Annotated in this window: 16 protein-coding genes; 7 read left to right on the top strand and 9 right to left on the bottom strand. The window is 69.3% G+C overall.

Annotated elements, in window-relative coordinates:
- The first annotated feature begins 33 nt into the window (after nucleotides 1–33).
- A complete protein-coding gene (locus E1298_RS05095; protein ID WP_131889585.1) occupies nucleotides 34–276 on the top strand; it encodes an MbtH family protein in 243 nt (80 codons plus the stop codon).
- A gap of 140 nt (nucleotides 277–416) precedes the next feature.
- On the opposite strand, the gene E1298_RS05090 is transcribed toward E1298_RS05095, so the two are convergent.
- A complete protein-coding gene (locus tag E1298_RS05090; protein ID WP_207944442.1) occupies nucleotides 417–914 on the bottom strand; it encodes a barstar family protein in 498 nt (165 codons plus the stop codon).
- 95 nt (nucleotides 915–1,009) lie between these two features.
- Between E1298_RS05090 and E1298_RS05085 the strand changes: the two genes are divergently transcribed.
- From E1298_RS05085 to E1298_RS05075, 3 genes are all read left to right on the top strand, one after another.
- A complete protein-coding gene (locus E1298_RS05085; RefSeq protein ID WP_131889583.1) occupies nucleotides 1,010–1,435 on the top strand; it encodes an MmcQ/YjbR family DNA-binding protein in 426 nt (141 codons plus the stop codon).
- 24 nt (nucleotides 1,436–1,459) lie between these two features.
- On the top strand, nucleotides 1,460–2,092 hold the full coding sequence (locus E1298_RS05080) for a hypothetical protein (RefSeq protein ID WP_131889582.1): 633 nt from the start codon (nucleotides 1,460–1,462) through the stop codon (nucleotides 2,090–2,092).
- Nucleotides 2,093–2,207: 115 nt separating this feature from the next.
- Nucleotides 2,208–2,972 carry an aldo/keto reductase gene (locus E1298_RS05075; RefSeq protein WP_207944441.1) on the top strand — a complete coding sequence of 255 codons (765 nt, stop codon included), beginning with the start codon at nucleotides 2,208–2,210 and terminating at the stop codon, nucleotides 2,970–2,972.
- A 77-nt stretch (nucleotides 2,973–3,049) separates the two neighbouring features.
- Here E1298_RS05075 and E1298_RS05070 read toward each other — a convergent pair whose 3' ends face one another.
- Entirely contained in the window at nucleotides 3,050–3,505 is a 456-nt protein-coding gene (locus E1298_RS05070; RefSeq protein WP_131889581.1) for a MarR family winged helix-turn-helix transcriptional regulator, read from the bottom strand.
- 131 nt (nucleotides 3,506–3,636) lie between these two features.
- Between E1298_RS05070 and E1298_RS05065 the strand changes: the two genes are divergently transcribed.
- From E1298_RS05065 to E1298_RS05055, 3 genes are all read left to right on the top strand, one after another.
- Nucleotides 3,637–4,680: an LLM class flavin-dependent oxidoreductase gene (locus E1298_RS05065; RefSeq protein WP_131889580.1), complete on the top strand. Its 1,044-nt coding sequence runs from the start codon at nucleotides 3,637–3,639 to the stop codon at nucleotides 4,678–4,680.
- The gene (locus E1298_RS05060; protein ID WP_131889579.1) at nucleotides 4,677–5,264 is read left to right on the top strand and encodes an NAD(P)H-dependent oxidoreductase; all 588 of its coding nucleotides are present in this window, start codon (nucleotides 4,677–4,679) and stop codon (nucleotides 5,262–5,264) included. Before E1298_RS05065 ends, E1298_RS05060 begins: the two co-directional genes overlap by 4 nt.
- Nucleotides 5,265–5,415: 151 nt before the next feature.
- Complete coding sequence (locus tag E1298_RS05055; protein ID WP_131889578.1) at nucleotides 5,416–6,171, top strand: DUF6928 family protein; 756 nt, start codon at nucleotides 5,416–5,418, stop codon at nucleotides 6,169–6,171.
- Between the two features lie 13 nt (nucleotides 6,172–6,184).
- Here E1298_RS05055 and E1298_RS05050 read toward each other — a convergent pair whose 3' ends face one another.
- From E1298_RS05050 to E1298_RS05020, 7 genes are all read right to left on the bottom strand, one after another.
- The gene (locus E1298_RS05050; RefSeq protein ID WP_131889577.1) at nucleotides 6,185–7,867 is read right to left on the bottom strand and encodes an ABC transporter transmembrane domain-containing protein; all 1,683 of its coding nucleotides are present in this window, start codon (nucleotides 7,865–7,867) and stop codon (nucleotides 6,185–6,187) included.
- Nucleotides 7,864–9,642 carry an ABC transporter ATP-binding protein gene (locus E1298_RS05045; protein ID WP_165975304.1) on the bottom strand — a complete coding sequence of 593 codons (1,779 nt, stop codon included), beginning with the start codon at nucleotides 9,640–9,642 and terminating at the stop codon, nucleotides 7,864–7,866. Before E1298_RS05045 ends, E1298_RS05050 begins: the two co-directional genes overlap by 4 nt.
- A gap of 3 nt (nucleotides 9,643–9,645) precedes the next feature.
- Nucleotides 9,646–10,674 (bottom strand): iron-siderophore ABC transporter substrate-binding protein, encoded by a 1,029-nt coding sequence (locus E1298_RS05040; RefSeq protein WP_131889576.1) that lies wholly within the window; start codon nucleotides 10,672–10,674, stop codon nucleotides 9,646–9,648.
- A gap of 135 nt (nucleotides 10,675–10,809) precedes the next feature.
- Nucleotides 10,810–11,643: an ABC transporter ATP-binding protein gene (locus E1298_RS05035; protein WP_243725397.1), complete on the bottom strand. Its 834-nt coding sequence runs from the start codon at nucleotides 11,641–11,643 to the stop codon at nucleotides 10,810–10,812.
- 14 nt (nucleotides 11,644–11,657) lie between these two features.
- On the bottom strand, nucleotides 11,658–12,704 hold the full coding sequence (locus tag E1298_RS05030; RefSeq protein WP_243725396.1) for a FecCD family ABC transporter permease: 1,047 nt from the start codon (nucleotides 12,702–12,704) through the stop codon (nucleotides 11,658–11,660).
- 11 nt (nucleotides 12,705–12,715) lie between these two features.
- Nucleotides 12,716–13,774 (bottom strand): FecCD family ABC transporter permease, encoded by a 1,059-nt coding sequence (locus E1298_RS05025; protein ID WP_131889574.1) that lies wholly within the window; start codon nucleotides 13,772–13,774, stop codon nucleotides 12,716–12,718.
- A 628-nt stretch (nucleotides 13,775–14,402) separates the two neighbouring features.
- Nucleotides 14,403–15,449: an XRE family transcriptional regulator gene (locus tag E1298_RS05020; protein WP_131889573.1), complete on the bottom strand. Its 1,047-nt coding sequence runs from the start codon at nucleotides 15,447–15,449 to the stop codon at nucleotides 14,403–14,405.
- Nucleotides 15,450–15,473: the final 24 nt, after the last annotated feature.

Genomic DNA, 15,473 nt, shown 5'->3' with positions numbered 1-15,473 from the left:
ACAGTCCGACCATAAGCAAGGAGGGAATCCACCATGGGGACCAACCCGTTCGACGACGAGGACGGCAGCTTCTATGTGCTGGTGAATGACGAGGACCAGTATTCTCTGTGGCCCATGTTCGCCGATGTGCCGGCGGGCTGGCGGGTAGTCTTCGGCGAAACCGACCGCGCATCGGCCCTCGACTACATCGAGAAGAACTGGACCGATATGAGGCCGAAAAGGCTCCGTGAAGCCATGGACAACGACGCGCGATCCACCGGCGCCCGCGGAACCTGACGAACTCTGGGCGACCGTGCATGGAGCCGTTTCCATCCAGGGCCGGAACTTCGGAACTACTCGTCCAGGGAGGCGGCGGTGACGTTCTGGCCGTTAACGCGTGGGTGAGCGTCCGTACGGGCCGGGGTGGGGCGAGACGCTCAGCGCAGATCGACCTCGACGCCGTGTTCGGCGAACATCTGCAGAAGGGAGTCGAGGGTGACCGCGGGCGCGTTCCGATGCCGGTCGTAGCCTGCGACGAGGTGTTGGCGTGCGACCGCCGAAGCGTGCCAGACCAGCCGGAACGGTGCCTGTGCGCCCCACCGGCCACGCAGGCGGTCATGGAGGGCATCGAGGTTCCAGCCGAAGTAGCCGCCCGGACCGTTGATCGCCTCACCGATGGCGCAGTAGAAGCCCTCGACGTCAGTGACGAAGCGGCCGTCGAGATCGAACGCGGTCCCTGCCGGCTGGTCCGGGACATCGAATTGACGATGGGCCGGCGCCACGCCGGCCCACTCGTGCCGCAGCCTCCGGTCATAGCGGGCCCATAGGTTGGGCTCGGTGGGTCGACCGGTGAACCACAGGTCCAGGATGCCGCGGTTCCACGTCCACCGCCGCTGCCACGGCTGATCGGCTCGGCCCTGGCGATCGGTTCTCACCCCCTGACCGTATCGGCGATCGAGGGCATCAGGTCCAGACGCGATCGGCGGGTGTGAGCCGTTTCCTGGGGGATTGAAGCGTCTACGCTGGGGGGATGCCGGAGGACGAGAGACGTTCTGCTCGGGTCGAGGATGTGCATGAGTACGCTCTCGCTATGCCGCATGTCACCGTTTACCCTGGGACCGGGGATAGGCCGATCTATCAGGTGGGCGGGAAATCGTTTGTCTTTTTCCGCACTCCGCGGCCGGATGCGGTTGATCCTGAGAGCGGTGAGCGCTATCGGGATGTGATCGTCTTCTGGGTTGCGTCCGAAGAGGACAAGCAGGCGCTGGTGCGTGACGAGACCTCGCCGTTTTTCACCACTGCGCATTTCAACGGGCACTTGTCTGTGCTGCTGCGGGCCGGCCGTGTCGGTGAGCTCACCCGGGATGAGCTGGCAGAGATAGTTCAGGACGCGTGGTTGTCGCGCGCGTCAGGTCGCCGGGCCGCGGCTTGGCTCGATGCTCATCCTCCGCCATGATCATTGTTCCGGGAGGAATACGACGTGACGGAAGCTGAGAGGCCGCCTGCGCTGCGGCATGTCTACTGGATTGGCGGCGGTAGCGGCGCGGGCAAGTCGACCGTTGCCCGGTGTATCGCGGCCCGGTATGGCTTGCGCGTTTATTCGTCCGATGACGTGATGGCGGACCACGCCGGCCGGAGCACGCCGGAAGATGCTCCTTGCCTGAGCAGGTTCAAGAACATGGGCATGGACGAGCGTTGGGTGAATCGGTCGCCGGAGGCGATGCTTGAGACCTTCCACTGGTTTCGGGGCGAGGGCTTTGGCCTGATCGTCGAAGACTTGCTGCGCCTGCCGAAAGATACCGGAGTGATCGTCGAGGGCTTCCGGCTGCTGCCTCGGCTTGTCAAGCCGCTGCTCGCCGAACCCGGCCGCGCAGTCTGGCTTTTGCCGACGCCCGAGTTCCGCCGGGCCGCGTTCGACAGCCGCGGCTGGGAGATTCCACGTAAGACCAGCAATCCTGGACTGGCCCGGCGCAATCTGCTTGAGCGTGACCGGATGTTCACCGACCGGCTCTCGGAGGAGAGCGGGTGCCTCGGGCTGCCTGTCATCGAGGTCGACACCGTGATGAGCGAGGACGAGTTGGTCGGACGGGTGACGCAGGCGTTCGGGCTCTGAGCCGGGATGCGCGGCCAGGTAACGGTCTTGCGGAGGCTGCGTGGTTCGCCAGGCTTTCGCCGGACGGCCAGCGGCCGTCGACGCCGGGGGCAGAATGGCGTGCATGACTCGGACTGTGAACCTGCCTGGTGGTACTGCGCTGCCGTTGATCGGTTTTGGGACCTGGCAACTGCGGGCCAAGAGCGCGTACGAGTCGGTGCGTACGGCGCTTGAAATCGGTTACCGGCATGTCGACACCGCGACGTTGTATCAGAACGAAGCGGACGTCGGCAGGGCCGTGAAGGACAGCGGCGTGGATCGGGAGCAGGTCTTCGTCACCACCAAGCTGCGGCCGCAGGACGCGCGGCATGCCCGTCGCGCTCTGGAGTCGAGCCTTCGTCTGCTCGACACCGGCTACGTGGATCTGTGGCTGATCCACTGGCCGACCGGCCGGGACGAGCTCGTCTCGACGTGGCAGGAGCTGTTGTCCGCGAGGGACGCGGGGCTGGTCCGCAACGCCGGGGTCAGCAACTACAGCCCGGCACTGATCGACCTGGTGACCGAGGCCACCGGGGAGCGGCCCGCGGTCAATCAGATTCCGTGGAGCCCGGCGCAGCACGATCCGGCCTTGCTGGAGGAGCATCGGCGCCGGGGGGTCGTCGTCGAGGGCTACAGCGGGCTGAAGAACACCGATCTGCGCAGTCCCGTTCTCACCGAGATCGCTCAGCGGCACGGAGTCACTCCTGCCCAGGTCGTCCTGCGCTGGCATCTGGAACACGACATCGTCATCCTCCCCAGGTCTTCGCGCCGGGAGCGCATCGCCGCCAACTTCGACCTGGAGGGCTTCGGCCTTACCAAGGAGGACGTCACCGCGATCGACGCCCTCACCCGGACCGGCTGACCGCCGCTGGAAGACCTAGGGCGTTTCTTATGGGTCCTGGGCGTCGCGCAACAGAACGAAGATCCGTAAGAAGCGCCCTAGGGGGACGAGGCCGCGTCGGGGGCGAGGAGGGTCCAGATCTCGGCGAGGCCGCGGAGGTGGTCGTCGTCGAGCCGGCTGAAGAAGAGCGCGCGTAGGTCGCTGTGGTGCCGGCGCCGCGCCCGGCGTATCAGCGCCCGTCCGCTGCTGGTCAGGGTCGCGTCGAAGCCGCGGCCGTCGATGGACGAGCGCCGTCGCTCGATCAGCCCACGGCTTTGGAGGCGGTCGGCGAGGCGGGTGAACCCGCCGCTGGACATCAGGCGGTGCTGGGCGAGCTCCGACATGCGCATGCCCTTCGGGCCGGCCTCGTGGAGCAGGGACAGAACGCTGTACTCGGCCATGCTCACGTTCAGCGGAGCGAGCCCTGCCTCCAGCGCACGCCAGAGCCGATCGTGAGTCAGCAGGAACCCTCGCCAGGCTTCCTGCTCAAGATCTGTCAGACCGTCGGTCGCCATGGCCGCACCGTATCCGGATCCCGCTCCCGGCACCAAGCCGGAATACCTGCTTGCGCAGACAGGTTGTTCGGCCTGCGTCGCTGGACACCGTGCCGGAGCGACCTCCGGCACCGACTGGAGAGGAACGGAAAATGGGATTCGAGATCGGCATCATGACGTTCGGTGAACTCACCGCTGGGGCCCTCGCGTCGCCGCGGCAGCGCGTCCGCGAAACGATCGAGCAGGCGAGAGTCGCCGACGAAGTGGGGCTCGACGTCTTCGGCGTCGGCGAGCACCATCGCACTGACTTCGTCGCATCGGCACCGTCCATCTTGTTGGCGGCCGCGGCGGAACGGACAAAGCGCATCCGCCTGACGAGCGCCGTCACCGTGCTCAGCTCGGAGGATCCCGTACGCGTCTGGGAGCAGTTCGCGACGATCGACCTGCTGTCGCATGGCCGCGCCGAGATCATCGCCGGACGCGGCTCCTACACGGAATCCTTCCCGCTCTTCGGATATGACCTGCGTGACTATGCCGAACTCTTCCGCGAGAAGCTCGATCTGCTGCTCAAGATTCGCGAGCAGAACCCTCTCAGCTGGTCCGGACGTTTCCGTGCGCCTCTGGTCGACGCCGACATCGCGCCTCGCGCCCACGGTGACACAATTCCGATCTGGGTGGGGGTCGGCGGATCGCCGGCGTCCGCCATCAGCACCGGACGGCTCGGCCTGCCCATGGCACTGGCCCTGCTGTTGGGGCCGATCACTTTCCACGAGCAGACCGTCGACCTCTACCGGGAGTCCGCCGCGGAGGCGGGGCATGACGCGCTGCCGATCAGCATCAACACGCACGGGCACGTCGGACGCACCAGTCAGCAGGCCAGAGACGTCATGTACCCCTACTTCGCGAAAGGCATGGCGGAGAACAACCACCAGCGGGGCCAAGGGCTCGTTCTTCCCAGGTCCGTATTCGACGCGCAGGCGTCGCCGAGGTCCGGCCTGCTGGTGGGCAGTTCGCAGGAGGTCATCGACAAATTGCTCACCTACCACGAGTTGTACGGCCTGAACCGCGTCATTATTCACATGGGTTTCGGCGGAATGCCGCAGAAGGAGCACCTGGAGGCGATCGAGCGGCTCGGCACGCAGGTGGCGCCTGTCGTGCGCCGTGAGGTCGCCGCACGTGAGAGGAGCGCGGCATGACCACCGTCGATGTGCTGCGTGTCGTCGTCGTCAACGGCAGTCCGAGCCGACCGTCCAAGACAATGGGGCTTGTCGACGTCGTGCTCGACAGTTTGGCTGAGATGCTCCCCATTGAGACGTCCCGGATTGACGTGTACCGCCTCGGCCCGGGGTTCACCGGAGCGATCGAGCGCGACGGCGTCACGCCCGAAGTCGAAGCCGCGATCCGGCTCGCCGAGGAAGCCGACCTCCTGGTCGCGGCGGCGCCGGTGTTCCGCGGTTCCTACCCCGGCATGTTCAAGCATTTCTTTGACCTCGTCGACCAATACGCACTGGCCAACAAGCCCGTCCTGCTCGCCGCGACAGGCGGAGGCGACCACCATGCGCTCGTCCTGGAGCATGCCCTGCGGCCCCTTTTCGCCTTCTTCCAGGCGTTGACCGTGCCCGTCGCCGTCTTCGCGTCCGCGGGGGACTTCGACGGCACGGTGGTGCTCAATCCCCGCGTCCATGGGCGCATTCAGGTGGGTCTCACCGATGTGGCGGACCTTCTCAAGGCCCGCGCAACCGGTACGCGAGCAACATCGGTCTCATCTAAAGCGGTGTAGGTGCGCACGAACACCGTCGGCGATAGGCGCGGGGGTGTCGAAGGTCGCGATCACCAGGACGCCGACCCGTACAACGGCATGCAGCGCTGCCCAGAGTGTCTCAGTGGGCCGGTACGCTCCCGCCGTCGCGGACTGGACTGAGGAGCGGGACATGGGAGCCAAGACCGGCTTGCTGGTATACGCCGACGGTGATGTCAAGGAGGTCCTTCGTGCGGCGCCCCCACCAGATCCGGAGCAGACCGCAGCCCTGATCGAGCGCCTTTATCCTGGTTGGACGGTCCGAGAGGGCGAACCGTCATCTCTCGGCGACGGTTGTTATCCGCGCTATGGGACGACCTACGCCACGAGGCTTCCGGGGGTCGACATCATCTGCGATCAGCGGGTGATGCTCGACCGTCCCTCGCAGCTCCCGGCTCATCTGATCGAGGCGGGCGCGGGGCGCAGGGTGATCCTGCATGCGATGCACAGCGTCGTCGACTGGCTGGCCTTCGCCGTATGGGAAGACGGACGGCTGATCCGTTCGCTCAGCCTGTCCCCCGACAGTGGGGTCATGGAGAATATTGGCGACCCGTTTCCTTTCGAGGCGGCTTACTGGGCCGGGGAGCATCCGGTCGCAGACGATCCCGGCTGGTCGGATGAGCCGTACGCGCTGCCGTTCCACCCCCTTGACCTCGGTGAGGACGCGCTGCGCGCGCTGCTCGGTTTCATCCTGGAAGGCGAGCCCGAGCCGGACGACGCCGATCCGGACGATGTCGGGCTTCTTGGCTTCCAGCTCACCGATCCATCTGACCCCGACGAGGTGGCCAAGCATGATGCCGCCGTTCAGGAGGCCGTCAAGGCCGTGGAGCCGCCGCGTCGCTTCACGTTGCGGCCTGACGGCTCGATGTACGAGATCGACGGCTTTTAGATGCTCGGCCGGGTCAGCGGGCTATGGCCAGGCGGTAGTCCTTGTTGGTGCTGAGGAGGTTGCGGTGGGTGTCCTGGGCTGTGATGGCGCCGTCGTCCAGGACGAGGACGCGGTCGGCGGCGTCCAGGAAGGCCGGGCTGCTGGTGATCACGATGGTGGTGCGGCCTCGGCGCAGGTCGGTGATGTTGCGTGCGATGAGCTGTTCGGTGACCGCGTCGACGGCGGTCGTCGGGTCGTGCAGGACGAGGATGTCGGCGTCGGCGGCGAGGGCGCGGGCCAGGGACAGCCGCTGGCGCTGGCCGCCGGAGAGGTTCGCGCCCCGGTCGCGGACGCTGTGGTCGAGCCCCTCGCGGTGCAGGGCGACGACGTCGGTCAGCAGGGACGCCTCGACGGCCTCGGCGACCATCCGGCTGGTGCCCGACGGGTCGATGTTGGTGCGGAGGGTGCCCGCGAAGATCTCCCCGTCGCAGGGGTTGACCAGCATGTGCTCGCGGACCGCTCCGATCGGCAGGTCCGCCGCGTCCTGTCCGCTGACCCGCACCGCGCCCTCGTACGCGCCGGGCGGGACGTTGAGGGCCAGGACCGACGCGAGGTCGGCCGCCGCGCGCGGTTGGTAGGCGGCAATCGCTACGAATTCGGCGGCGGACACCCGGAAGCTCAGTTCGCGCAGGGACCCGTACCGGACGCGATCGACTTCGAGGTCGCCGCCCGCGGCCGGGCGCTCCGGTCCCGGGGGCGGCACGGGCGGCGCGGCCAGCACCAGGGCCATCCGGTCGGCCGACGCGCGGGCGACCATCACGTACTTCGGCATCTCTGAGAAGAGCTTGAGCGGTTCCATGATGAACTGCGCCAGTCCGACGGCCATGACGAGCTCTCCGATGGTGATCTGGCCTTGGAACGCGAGCCGGCCCGCCGTCAGGGTCACGGCGGCGGCGAGGATCGCGTTGAGGGCCAGCGCGGTGCCCGCGTACGCGCCGTTCGCCTTGGCGACGGTGATCGCCTGGTGCCTGGCCTCCTCGCTGACCGTCCGGTAGGACCGGAACGCCGCGCGGTTGCCGCCGAAGCCGTGCAGCGGGCGCAGGCCGAGGATCAGGTCGGCGACCTTCGCGCCCGCCCGCGCCACCCGGGCCTGCTGCTCCCGGGTACCGGCGCCGATCCGCTTGGACAGCACGCTCAGGGCCGACAGGATCGCGACGGTCCCCACGATCACCAGCAGCCCGAGGCGGACGCTGGCCATGCCCAGTGTGACCGCCGCGATCAGCACCGCGACCAGCGAGCTGATCAGCAGCGGCACCACCTCGATGATGTCGGCGGTCTGGTCGGCGTCCTCGGTGGCGATGGTCAGCACCTCGCCGGACCGGAGATCGGCGTCCCGGGCCACCGGCTGGAGCCCGCAGGCCGCGACCCGCACGCGCCAGCGGTGCGCCTCGGTCGTGTTGGCCTTCTGCAGGACGCGCATCCCGAAACGCCACGAGAGCGACACGGTCGTGATGATCACGGCGAGCGCGGCGATGGACAGGCCGAGCGAGCCGAGGTTCCGGTTCCGCATCGTGTGCTCGACGATCAGGCCGAGCGCGATGGGGAAGGCGGTCTCGCCCGCCTGGTACAGGCCCATGAGGACGGTGCCCCAGGTCATGGCGCGGGCGTTGCGGCGCAGCGCTGTCCGGAGGATCTCAGGCCCGGTGCGGGGCGTCATCTGCTGCCCGCTCGCCAGGCCCGCCACAGCCGGGCGTACCGGCCGTCCAGCGCCACCAGTTCCTCGTGGGTTCCCTGCTCCACCACGCGTCCCGCGTCCAGGACGGCGATCCGGTCGGCCGCCATCGCCTGGCTGAGCCGGTGCGCCACGAGCAGCACGGTGCGGTCCCGGCACGCGGCCAGGACGGCCCGCTCCAGCTCCGCGGCGCCCTGGCTGCCCGCCTCCGCGGTCGATTCGTCCAGTACCACGACCGGCGACCGGCCCAGGGCCAGCCGGGCCAGGGCGATCTGAGCGGCCTTGGTCCCGTCCAGGCGTTCGCCGCCCTCGCCGACCATGGTGTCCAGCGCGTCGGCCCATTCGCCGGCGCCGACCGTGCGCAGGGCGTCCATCAGATCGGCGTCGGTGGCCTCCGGCGCGGCCAGCCGCAGGTCGTCGGCGAGCGGGCCGGAGAACACGTGGGTCTCCTGCGTCAGGATGCTCACCAGGGCGCGTGTCCCGGCCTCGTCCAGATCGGCGAGGTCGGTCGGCCCGATGCGCACCGAGCCGGCCTGCGGCGTTCCGAGACCGGCGATCAGCGCGGCCAGGGTCGTCTTGCCCGCGCCCGTCGCCCCCACCAGCGCGAGCGAGCCGCCGGCCGGGATCGTCAGGTCGACGTCCCGGAGGACCGGCTCTTCGGTGCCGGGATAGCGGAACGTCAGCCCCTCGACCGTCACCGGGTACGCCACGGCGTCCGCAGGCGGGACGGACGTGTCGCCCACCAGCCGGGCCTCCGCGGCCTCCCCCAGCACCCCGGTCAGCCGGGTCAGGCTCGCGCCCGACTTCTGCGCCTCGTCGAAGGTGAACATGATGGAGCCGAGCGGGTTGAACAGCCGGTGGAACAGCAGCGGGGCCGCCGACACCTCGCCCAGGCCGGCGGCGCCCGCCTCCAGCAGTGCGTACCCCACCACGATGATCAGGACGAGCCCGATGAACTCGGCGCGGTTCTCCCTGCCGACGAACCGGCCGAAGAACCGGAACACCTCGATGCCGAGTTCACGCACCCGCCACGACTCGCTGGTGACCTTCGAGCGGAAGGCGTCCTCAAGCCGGTACGCCCGGACGGTGTCGATCCCGTTCAGGCCGCTCATCAGCGCCTGCGCCCGGTCGGCCTGGGCGGCGCGCTGCCGCTGGTAGAGGGGGGCCGAGCGGGGCAGGTACCAGCGCAGGGCCAGCGCGTACGCGGGCAGCGCGCCGGCGCCCGCCAGGCCGAGCCGCCAGTCCAGGCCGAACATGCCGGCGGTGGCGATGACGACCAGCACGCCCGCCGAGAAGACCGTGGGGACGGCCGTCCGGATGCCCTTGGACAGGACGGCCACGTCGTCGCCGACCCTGGAGAGCACGTCTCCCCGGCCGACCTGCTCGATCCGTGCGCTCGGCATTCCCAGCACCGCCCGGACGGCACCCTCCCGCAGCCGCGCGAGCAGGTCCGCGCCCAGCCGTCCGATCAGGTATGTCGACGCGGCGGCGGCCGCCGCGCCGAGCAGCGCGGCGGCCCCCATCAGGGCGCCGATCGTGACCAGGACCGAGGGCGATTCGTCCTCGACGACCCCGTCGACCACCCGGCCGAGCAGGAGTACCGGCAGCACCTGGAGCGCCGCCCCGGCCACTGTGGTGAGCACGGTGGCGGCCGACAGCCACGGCGCTTCGCGGCAGTGCGCCATGACCCATCGGGCGGCCTCGCGCCCGGTCGCCGTGCGCAGGGTCGCCGGGACGGCGTGCGCGTCGGTGGTGCTCACGTCCTAGCCGACCGACTTGACCATCTCGTCGATCGCGTACGGCAGGGACAGCAGGGTGCCCTGGGACATGGCCGCACCGACCCCCGGGCCCTCGCTGTCCAGCAGGTACGACACCTTCCCGTTCTTGACCGCGGGGAGGTTGGTGAACAGCTTGAACCTCTTCAGCGCCGCCTGGTCCGCCTGGTCGTTGATGACGAAGATGCGGTCGACGTCGACGAGATCGATGCGCTCGGGGGACAGCACGGTGAAGAACTTGCCGCCCGCGATCTTGTCGATCTCCGTGGCGCCCTTGAAGCCGATGCCCGAGATCAGCCGTCCGCGCACGTCGGTGGTGGTGAACGGAGCGACCGAGTTCTTGTACCAGGACAGCGCGACGGCCGTCTGGCCCGCGAACTCCGGGTGCGCCTTGCGAGCGGCGTCGAGCTTGCCCTGGATGCCCTGCACCAGCTTGGTGCCCTCGGCCTCCTTGCCGAGCGCCTTGGCGATGTGCACCGCGTTGTCCTGCCACGACGCGCTGAACGGCTCCTTCTCGGCCTTGGTCCGGCCCACCGTCGGGGCGATCTTGGAGAGCTTGTCGTAGGCGGCCTTGTCGATCTCGGAGTAGACCGCGATGATCAGGTCCGGCCGCAGCTCGGCGATCTTCTCGAAGTTCGGGCCGGAGTCGCCGTTGCTCATGACGACCTCGGGACGGGTGCCGCCCCACTTGTCCTTCACCCAGGGCCACTGGGTGTTGATGTCGGGGGACTTGCCCGGCGGGTTCGGGTACTGATCGACCATGCCGACCGGCTTGGTACCGAGCGCCAGGACGGCCTGGTCGTCGGTGTAGCCGACCGAGACGACCCGCTCGGGAGCCTTGGTGATCTTCGTGGATCCGAACGCGTGCTCAACGGTGACCGGGAACACGCCGCCCGCGGCCGCCGGGGCGCTGCCGCCCGATTCGTCCGCCGAGTCGGAACCGCAGCCCGCGAGGAGGGCGACGCCGAGGGTCGCGGCGGACACGATCGCCGCCAGCCGCCGCAGGGACTTCGTCATGTTCGTTCGATGGAAAAGCAATCGAAATCCCTTGCTGTTGATGCTGTCCCGCCGCAGCCCGTCCAGGGCAGGGGGACCCTTACCTGCGGAAATAAGGGGAGCCTAACCTAACCCGGATCTCCGCTCCCGACCGGGTCACGTGTCACGGGGCCGGACGTGGGGCCGGACGTGGGTGCGGCCGATCGGCACGATGAGCGGCCGGTCGCCCACCGGGTCGTCGATCACCTCGGCGCGCAGCCCGAACGCCTCGTCCAGCAGCCCGGCGGTGATCACGTCACGCGGATGCCCCTGCGCCAGGATCGACCCCGCTCGCATCACGATGAGGTTGTCGCTGTAGCGCGCGGCCAGGTTGAGGTCGTGCAGCACCATGACCACGGTGCGCCCCGACTCGTGCAGGTCGTCCACCAGGTCGAGCACGTCGATCGCGTGCGCCAGGTCCAGGTAGGTGGTCGGCTCGTCCAGCAGCAGCAGGTCGGTGCCCTGGGCCAGGGTCATCGAGATCCAGACGCGCTGGCGCTGCCCGCCCGACAGCGCGTCGACCGGACGATCGGCCAGGTCGGACACCCCGGTCATGGCCAGCGCGCGCTCCACGACGGCGGCGTCGTCCGACGACCACTGCCGCAGCCAGCTCTGGTGCGGATGGCGGCCCCTGGCGACCAGGTCGGCCACCGTCAGCCCCTCCGGCGCGACCGGCGCCTGCGGCAGCAGGCCGAGCCTCTTCGCCACGTCCCTGGTCTTGAGCTTGACGATGTCCTCGCCGTCCAGGACGACCGTGCCCTTGGACGGCTTGAGCAGCCGCGACAGCGTCCGCAGCAGGGTCGACTTCCCGCAGCCGTTGGGGCCGATGATCGTGGTGATCACCCCCGGCGGGATCACCACGTCGAGGTCGTCGATGACCGTCCGGCCGCCGTACCCGACCGTGACGCCACTGGCGGCCAGGCGTGCGGCGGTGATGTGCTGAACGGGCACAAGATCTCCTTTGCCTATTTGAGGTTCGCCCGCACCAGCAGGTAGACGAGGAAGGGGCCGCCGATCGCGGCGGTGACCACGCCGACCGGCAGGGTGACCGGCAGCGCCGTCCGCGCCACCACGTCCGAGCCGATCAGCAGCAACGCGCCCACCAGCCCGGACACCACCAGCGGCGGCGTCGGGCACCTCGCCAACCGCATCGCCGCCTGCGGTGCCACCAGCGCGACGAACGGGACCGGGCCCGCCGCGCTCACCGCCACACCGGCCAGCAGCACCGCGCACAGCAGCATGACCGCCCGCACCAGCGAGTACCGGACGCCCAGGCCCGCGGCGACCTCGTCGCCGAAGTGCATCGGCCTGAACTGGAAAGCGGCGCCCGCCACGATGGCCATGAGGACGAGCGTGCAGCCGAGCGCGACCCGGACCTCGTCCCACGATCGGCCGTCCAGCGACCCGACCAGCCACGTCTGGGCCCTGGCCACGTCCTTGATGTCGGCCGTGACCAGGAGCCAGCTCGTGATCGCCTCCATCACGGCGCTCACCGAGATGCCGATGAGGATGAGCCGGAAGCCGTCGACCCCCCGTCGCCACGCCAGGAGGTAGACCAGCAGGCCCGTGCCGAGACCGCCCGCGAGCGCCGCCGCGGACACGCCCACGGAGCCGGCGATCACCGCCGCGGTCCCGCCCGACACCGTCACCAGCAGCACCGCGACCGCGCCGGCGCCGCCGGTGATCCCCAGGATGTCCGGGCTGGCCAGCGGGTTGCGCGCGATGGACTGCGTGATCGCCCCGGACACCCCCAGCGCGATCCCCACGACGAGCCCGGCCAGGGCGCGCGGCATCCGCAGATCCATGATCACGAACTTGTCGACCCGCTCACCCCCGCCGAAGATCGTGGCGATCACCCGGGGCAGGCCGACGGTGAAGTCGCCGAGGCTGATGGACAGGCAGAACGCCAGGAAGGTCGCCGCCGCCAGCAGCAGCGTGACGAGGACGAGCCAGGGCCGCCACACGAACGACACGCGGCCGAGCCGCACGCCCGGCGCCACCGAAGGCTTCACGTCCGTCCCGTTCATGCGCTCTTGAACTTCCCGCGCCACACCAGGGCCGCGAAGAACGGGGCGCCGACGAGGGCGACGACGATACCCGCGTCCAGCTCGCCCGGCCGTACGACCACTCGTCCCACGATGTCGCAGGTCACGAGGACGACGGCTCCGAGCAGACCCGCGTACGGCACCAGCCATCGGTAGTCCGGCCCCGTCAGATACCGCGCCACATGCGCCACCATGAGCCCGAGGAAGGCGATGGGACCGCACGCGGCCGTCGCCGCGCCCGCCAGCAGGGTGATGGCGACGATGCCGACGGTTCTGCTCAGCGCGATGTTCACCCCTAGCCCCCGCGCCACGTCGTCGCCCAGGTTGAGCAGGTTGATGGCGGGCAGCGTGATCGCCGCCAGGACCAGCCCGACCGCGATGAAAGCGGACACCGGCCAGATGACGTTGAACCCGACGCCGGTCACGGAGCCCGAGTTCCAGAACCGCCAGGCGTTCAGCGACGCCTGGTCCGACAGCGCGACCGCCGTGGTCATCGCCGCCAGGAACACCGTGATCCCCTGCCCGGCCAGCGCGAGCGTCAACGGGTTCCCGGCGCCCCGTCCGATGCTCGCCAGCCCGAACACGACGACACCGGCGGCCGCCGCCCCCAGGAACGCGAACCAGACGTACTGGAACGGGTTGGCGAGCCCGAACACGGAGATCGCCGCCACCACGGCGAACGAGGCGCCGGAGTTCACCCCCAGCAAGCCCGTGTCGGCGATCGGGTTGCGCGTGCACCCCTGGATCAGCGCCCCGCCGACCCCCAGCGCGACGCCCGCCACGATCGCGAGCACCGTCCGGGGCAGCCGCACGGTCTGGACGATCAGCCTGATCTCCGTGAGCCGCTGGTCGGAGCCCGGCTCCGCGAACAACCCGCGCCACACCTCACCGGGACTCAACGCCCGCGCGCCGACGGCCAGCGACGCCGCCCCCGCGACCACGAGAACCACCACCAGCACGCCCAACCCCACGACCCGCCGCCGCCGACGAACCGCCACAACCCCGGACGCGGGCCGCGTCCCAGTGATCGTGCTCATCCACGTCCGTCGAATCCGGCCGGCACCACTTTTCCTCCGAGATCGACAGACAAGTGAGGGCAGCCTAACCTAATCCCCCGCCATCGAGCCCCTCGCCCCGGTCCTCAAGGCCCCGCTTGACCAGCCGGTATGAAGCGCCGCCGCCCCGGGCGCCCTCGGACAGGCGCACCCGGCCGCCGGGAAAGCAGCATGGCGAGCGCGGCCTAGACGGCGGACCAGCCGATCTCCGACGTGCGGACGGCCTCGGTCACCAACACGCCGTCGTCCACGAAGCGCGGTCCACCCGATCCGAGCGCGCAGAAACCAGGCCGATGCGCACATGCCCGGCCGAACGCCCCGGCCGGCCGGACTTCCAGAACTTGGGCGTCCCGCGCGTCCGACGAGGTGTCGTAAGCGACTTCGACCGGCCGCAGCGGCTCGCGCTCACCGTGACGGGTCGCCGCCCGCCGTGGACCTGCTCATCGACTACACGAACTGAGCCGAACGCAGGACGCCCCGCCGACCGCGACGATCGGCGGAGCGTGGTCGCGTGCGGGGTAGCTACCCGGCGATCAGGGCTTCTAGTTCCTGGACAGCAGGACGCCCCGCCGACCGCGACGATCGGCGGTGGCGTCGCCGTGCCCGGGATTCAGATGCCAGCGGTCAGCGCACGGAGGTCCCGTGCCGCAGGGAGCGTCTGTGCCTGCGCTGGAACGGCGGCAAGAATGTGGCCAATGAGGCGATTTCGGGTCGCGGTGTCCGTTGTGGTGGGGGCATCGTGAATTACTTGCAGCGCTTGCGCAAGTCCCCCATTGATATCGCGTTCCTTGACCAAGCCGATCGCACGCATGAGGTTGAGAGACCCCGTTCCGTACCAGCCAGCCGGGGAGCGGTTGACGGCCTCGTCCAGGACTGAGGGAGCCTTGGCGTTGCCGGTAAGCGTGTAGACGTATCCCTCATGCCAGCGGAGGAACCGTCCTCCGACGTGTGCGATGGGGTCGGCCGCGAAGGAGCCTGGAAGGTTGTTGAGCGTCTCAGTGAGTTGATTGAGCGAGGCGTGGGCTTTGGAGACGTCGCCCATCTCTGCCCAGAGGTCGGCGCGGACGGTATATGCCCTGGCGAGGCCGTGCGACGGGTTGCCCTTCGCAATGGCGATCGCTTGATCTGCGAGTGCGGCGACGACGGGGCGGGGCGCTCCCCCCCACAAAGCTCCGTCCGCCTCCTTGGCACGAACCCAGACCGACAGATCCCGGTCGCCGGACGAGTCGGCCGCACCGGTCGCGACCCCCCAGGTGACACGCGCGGCCCTGCGATCCCCGATGGCATCGAAGTGCATGGCCAACAGCCCGGACAAGGCCGCGCTGACACGAAGCAGACCAGCGGAGACGACCGGTTGGTGAGGCTGGTCGAGCAACTGGCCGACATCAATGATGTCTGCGGTCAACTCCTCCAGGGATGCCTCTGACGGCCGCGTGATGCTGTGCCGGTGGCCGTATTCCCATACGACACGTTCCCACCGGTCCAGATCGACGGCGCCGCTAGTCGCACTGACGTGTTTGATCCCGGAAAGAAGCTCGTCCAGCGGACCAGGCGGGACAGCGGCCCCCGCCCCCATCGCGGTGATAATCCGTATAGCGGCGCGGCGTTTCACGTCGTCCCCCTGGGTGGGAGTGGGGCTTTGATCCACAGTACCCATGGGGGCCGGGGTAGGTGCTTCGGG

The organism is Actinomadura rubrisoli (assembly GCF_004349215.1).
In the GTDB taxonomy this organism is placed as follows: domain Bacteria; phylum Actinomycetota; class Actinomycetes; order Streptosporangiales; family Streptosporangiaceae; genus Spirillospora; species Spirillospora rubrisoli.
This window is presented reverse-complemented; position numbering and strand designations above follow the sequence as displayed.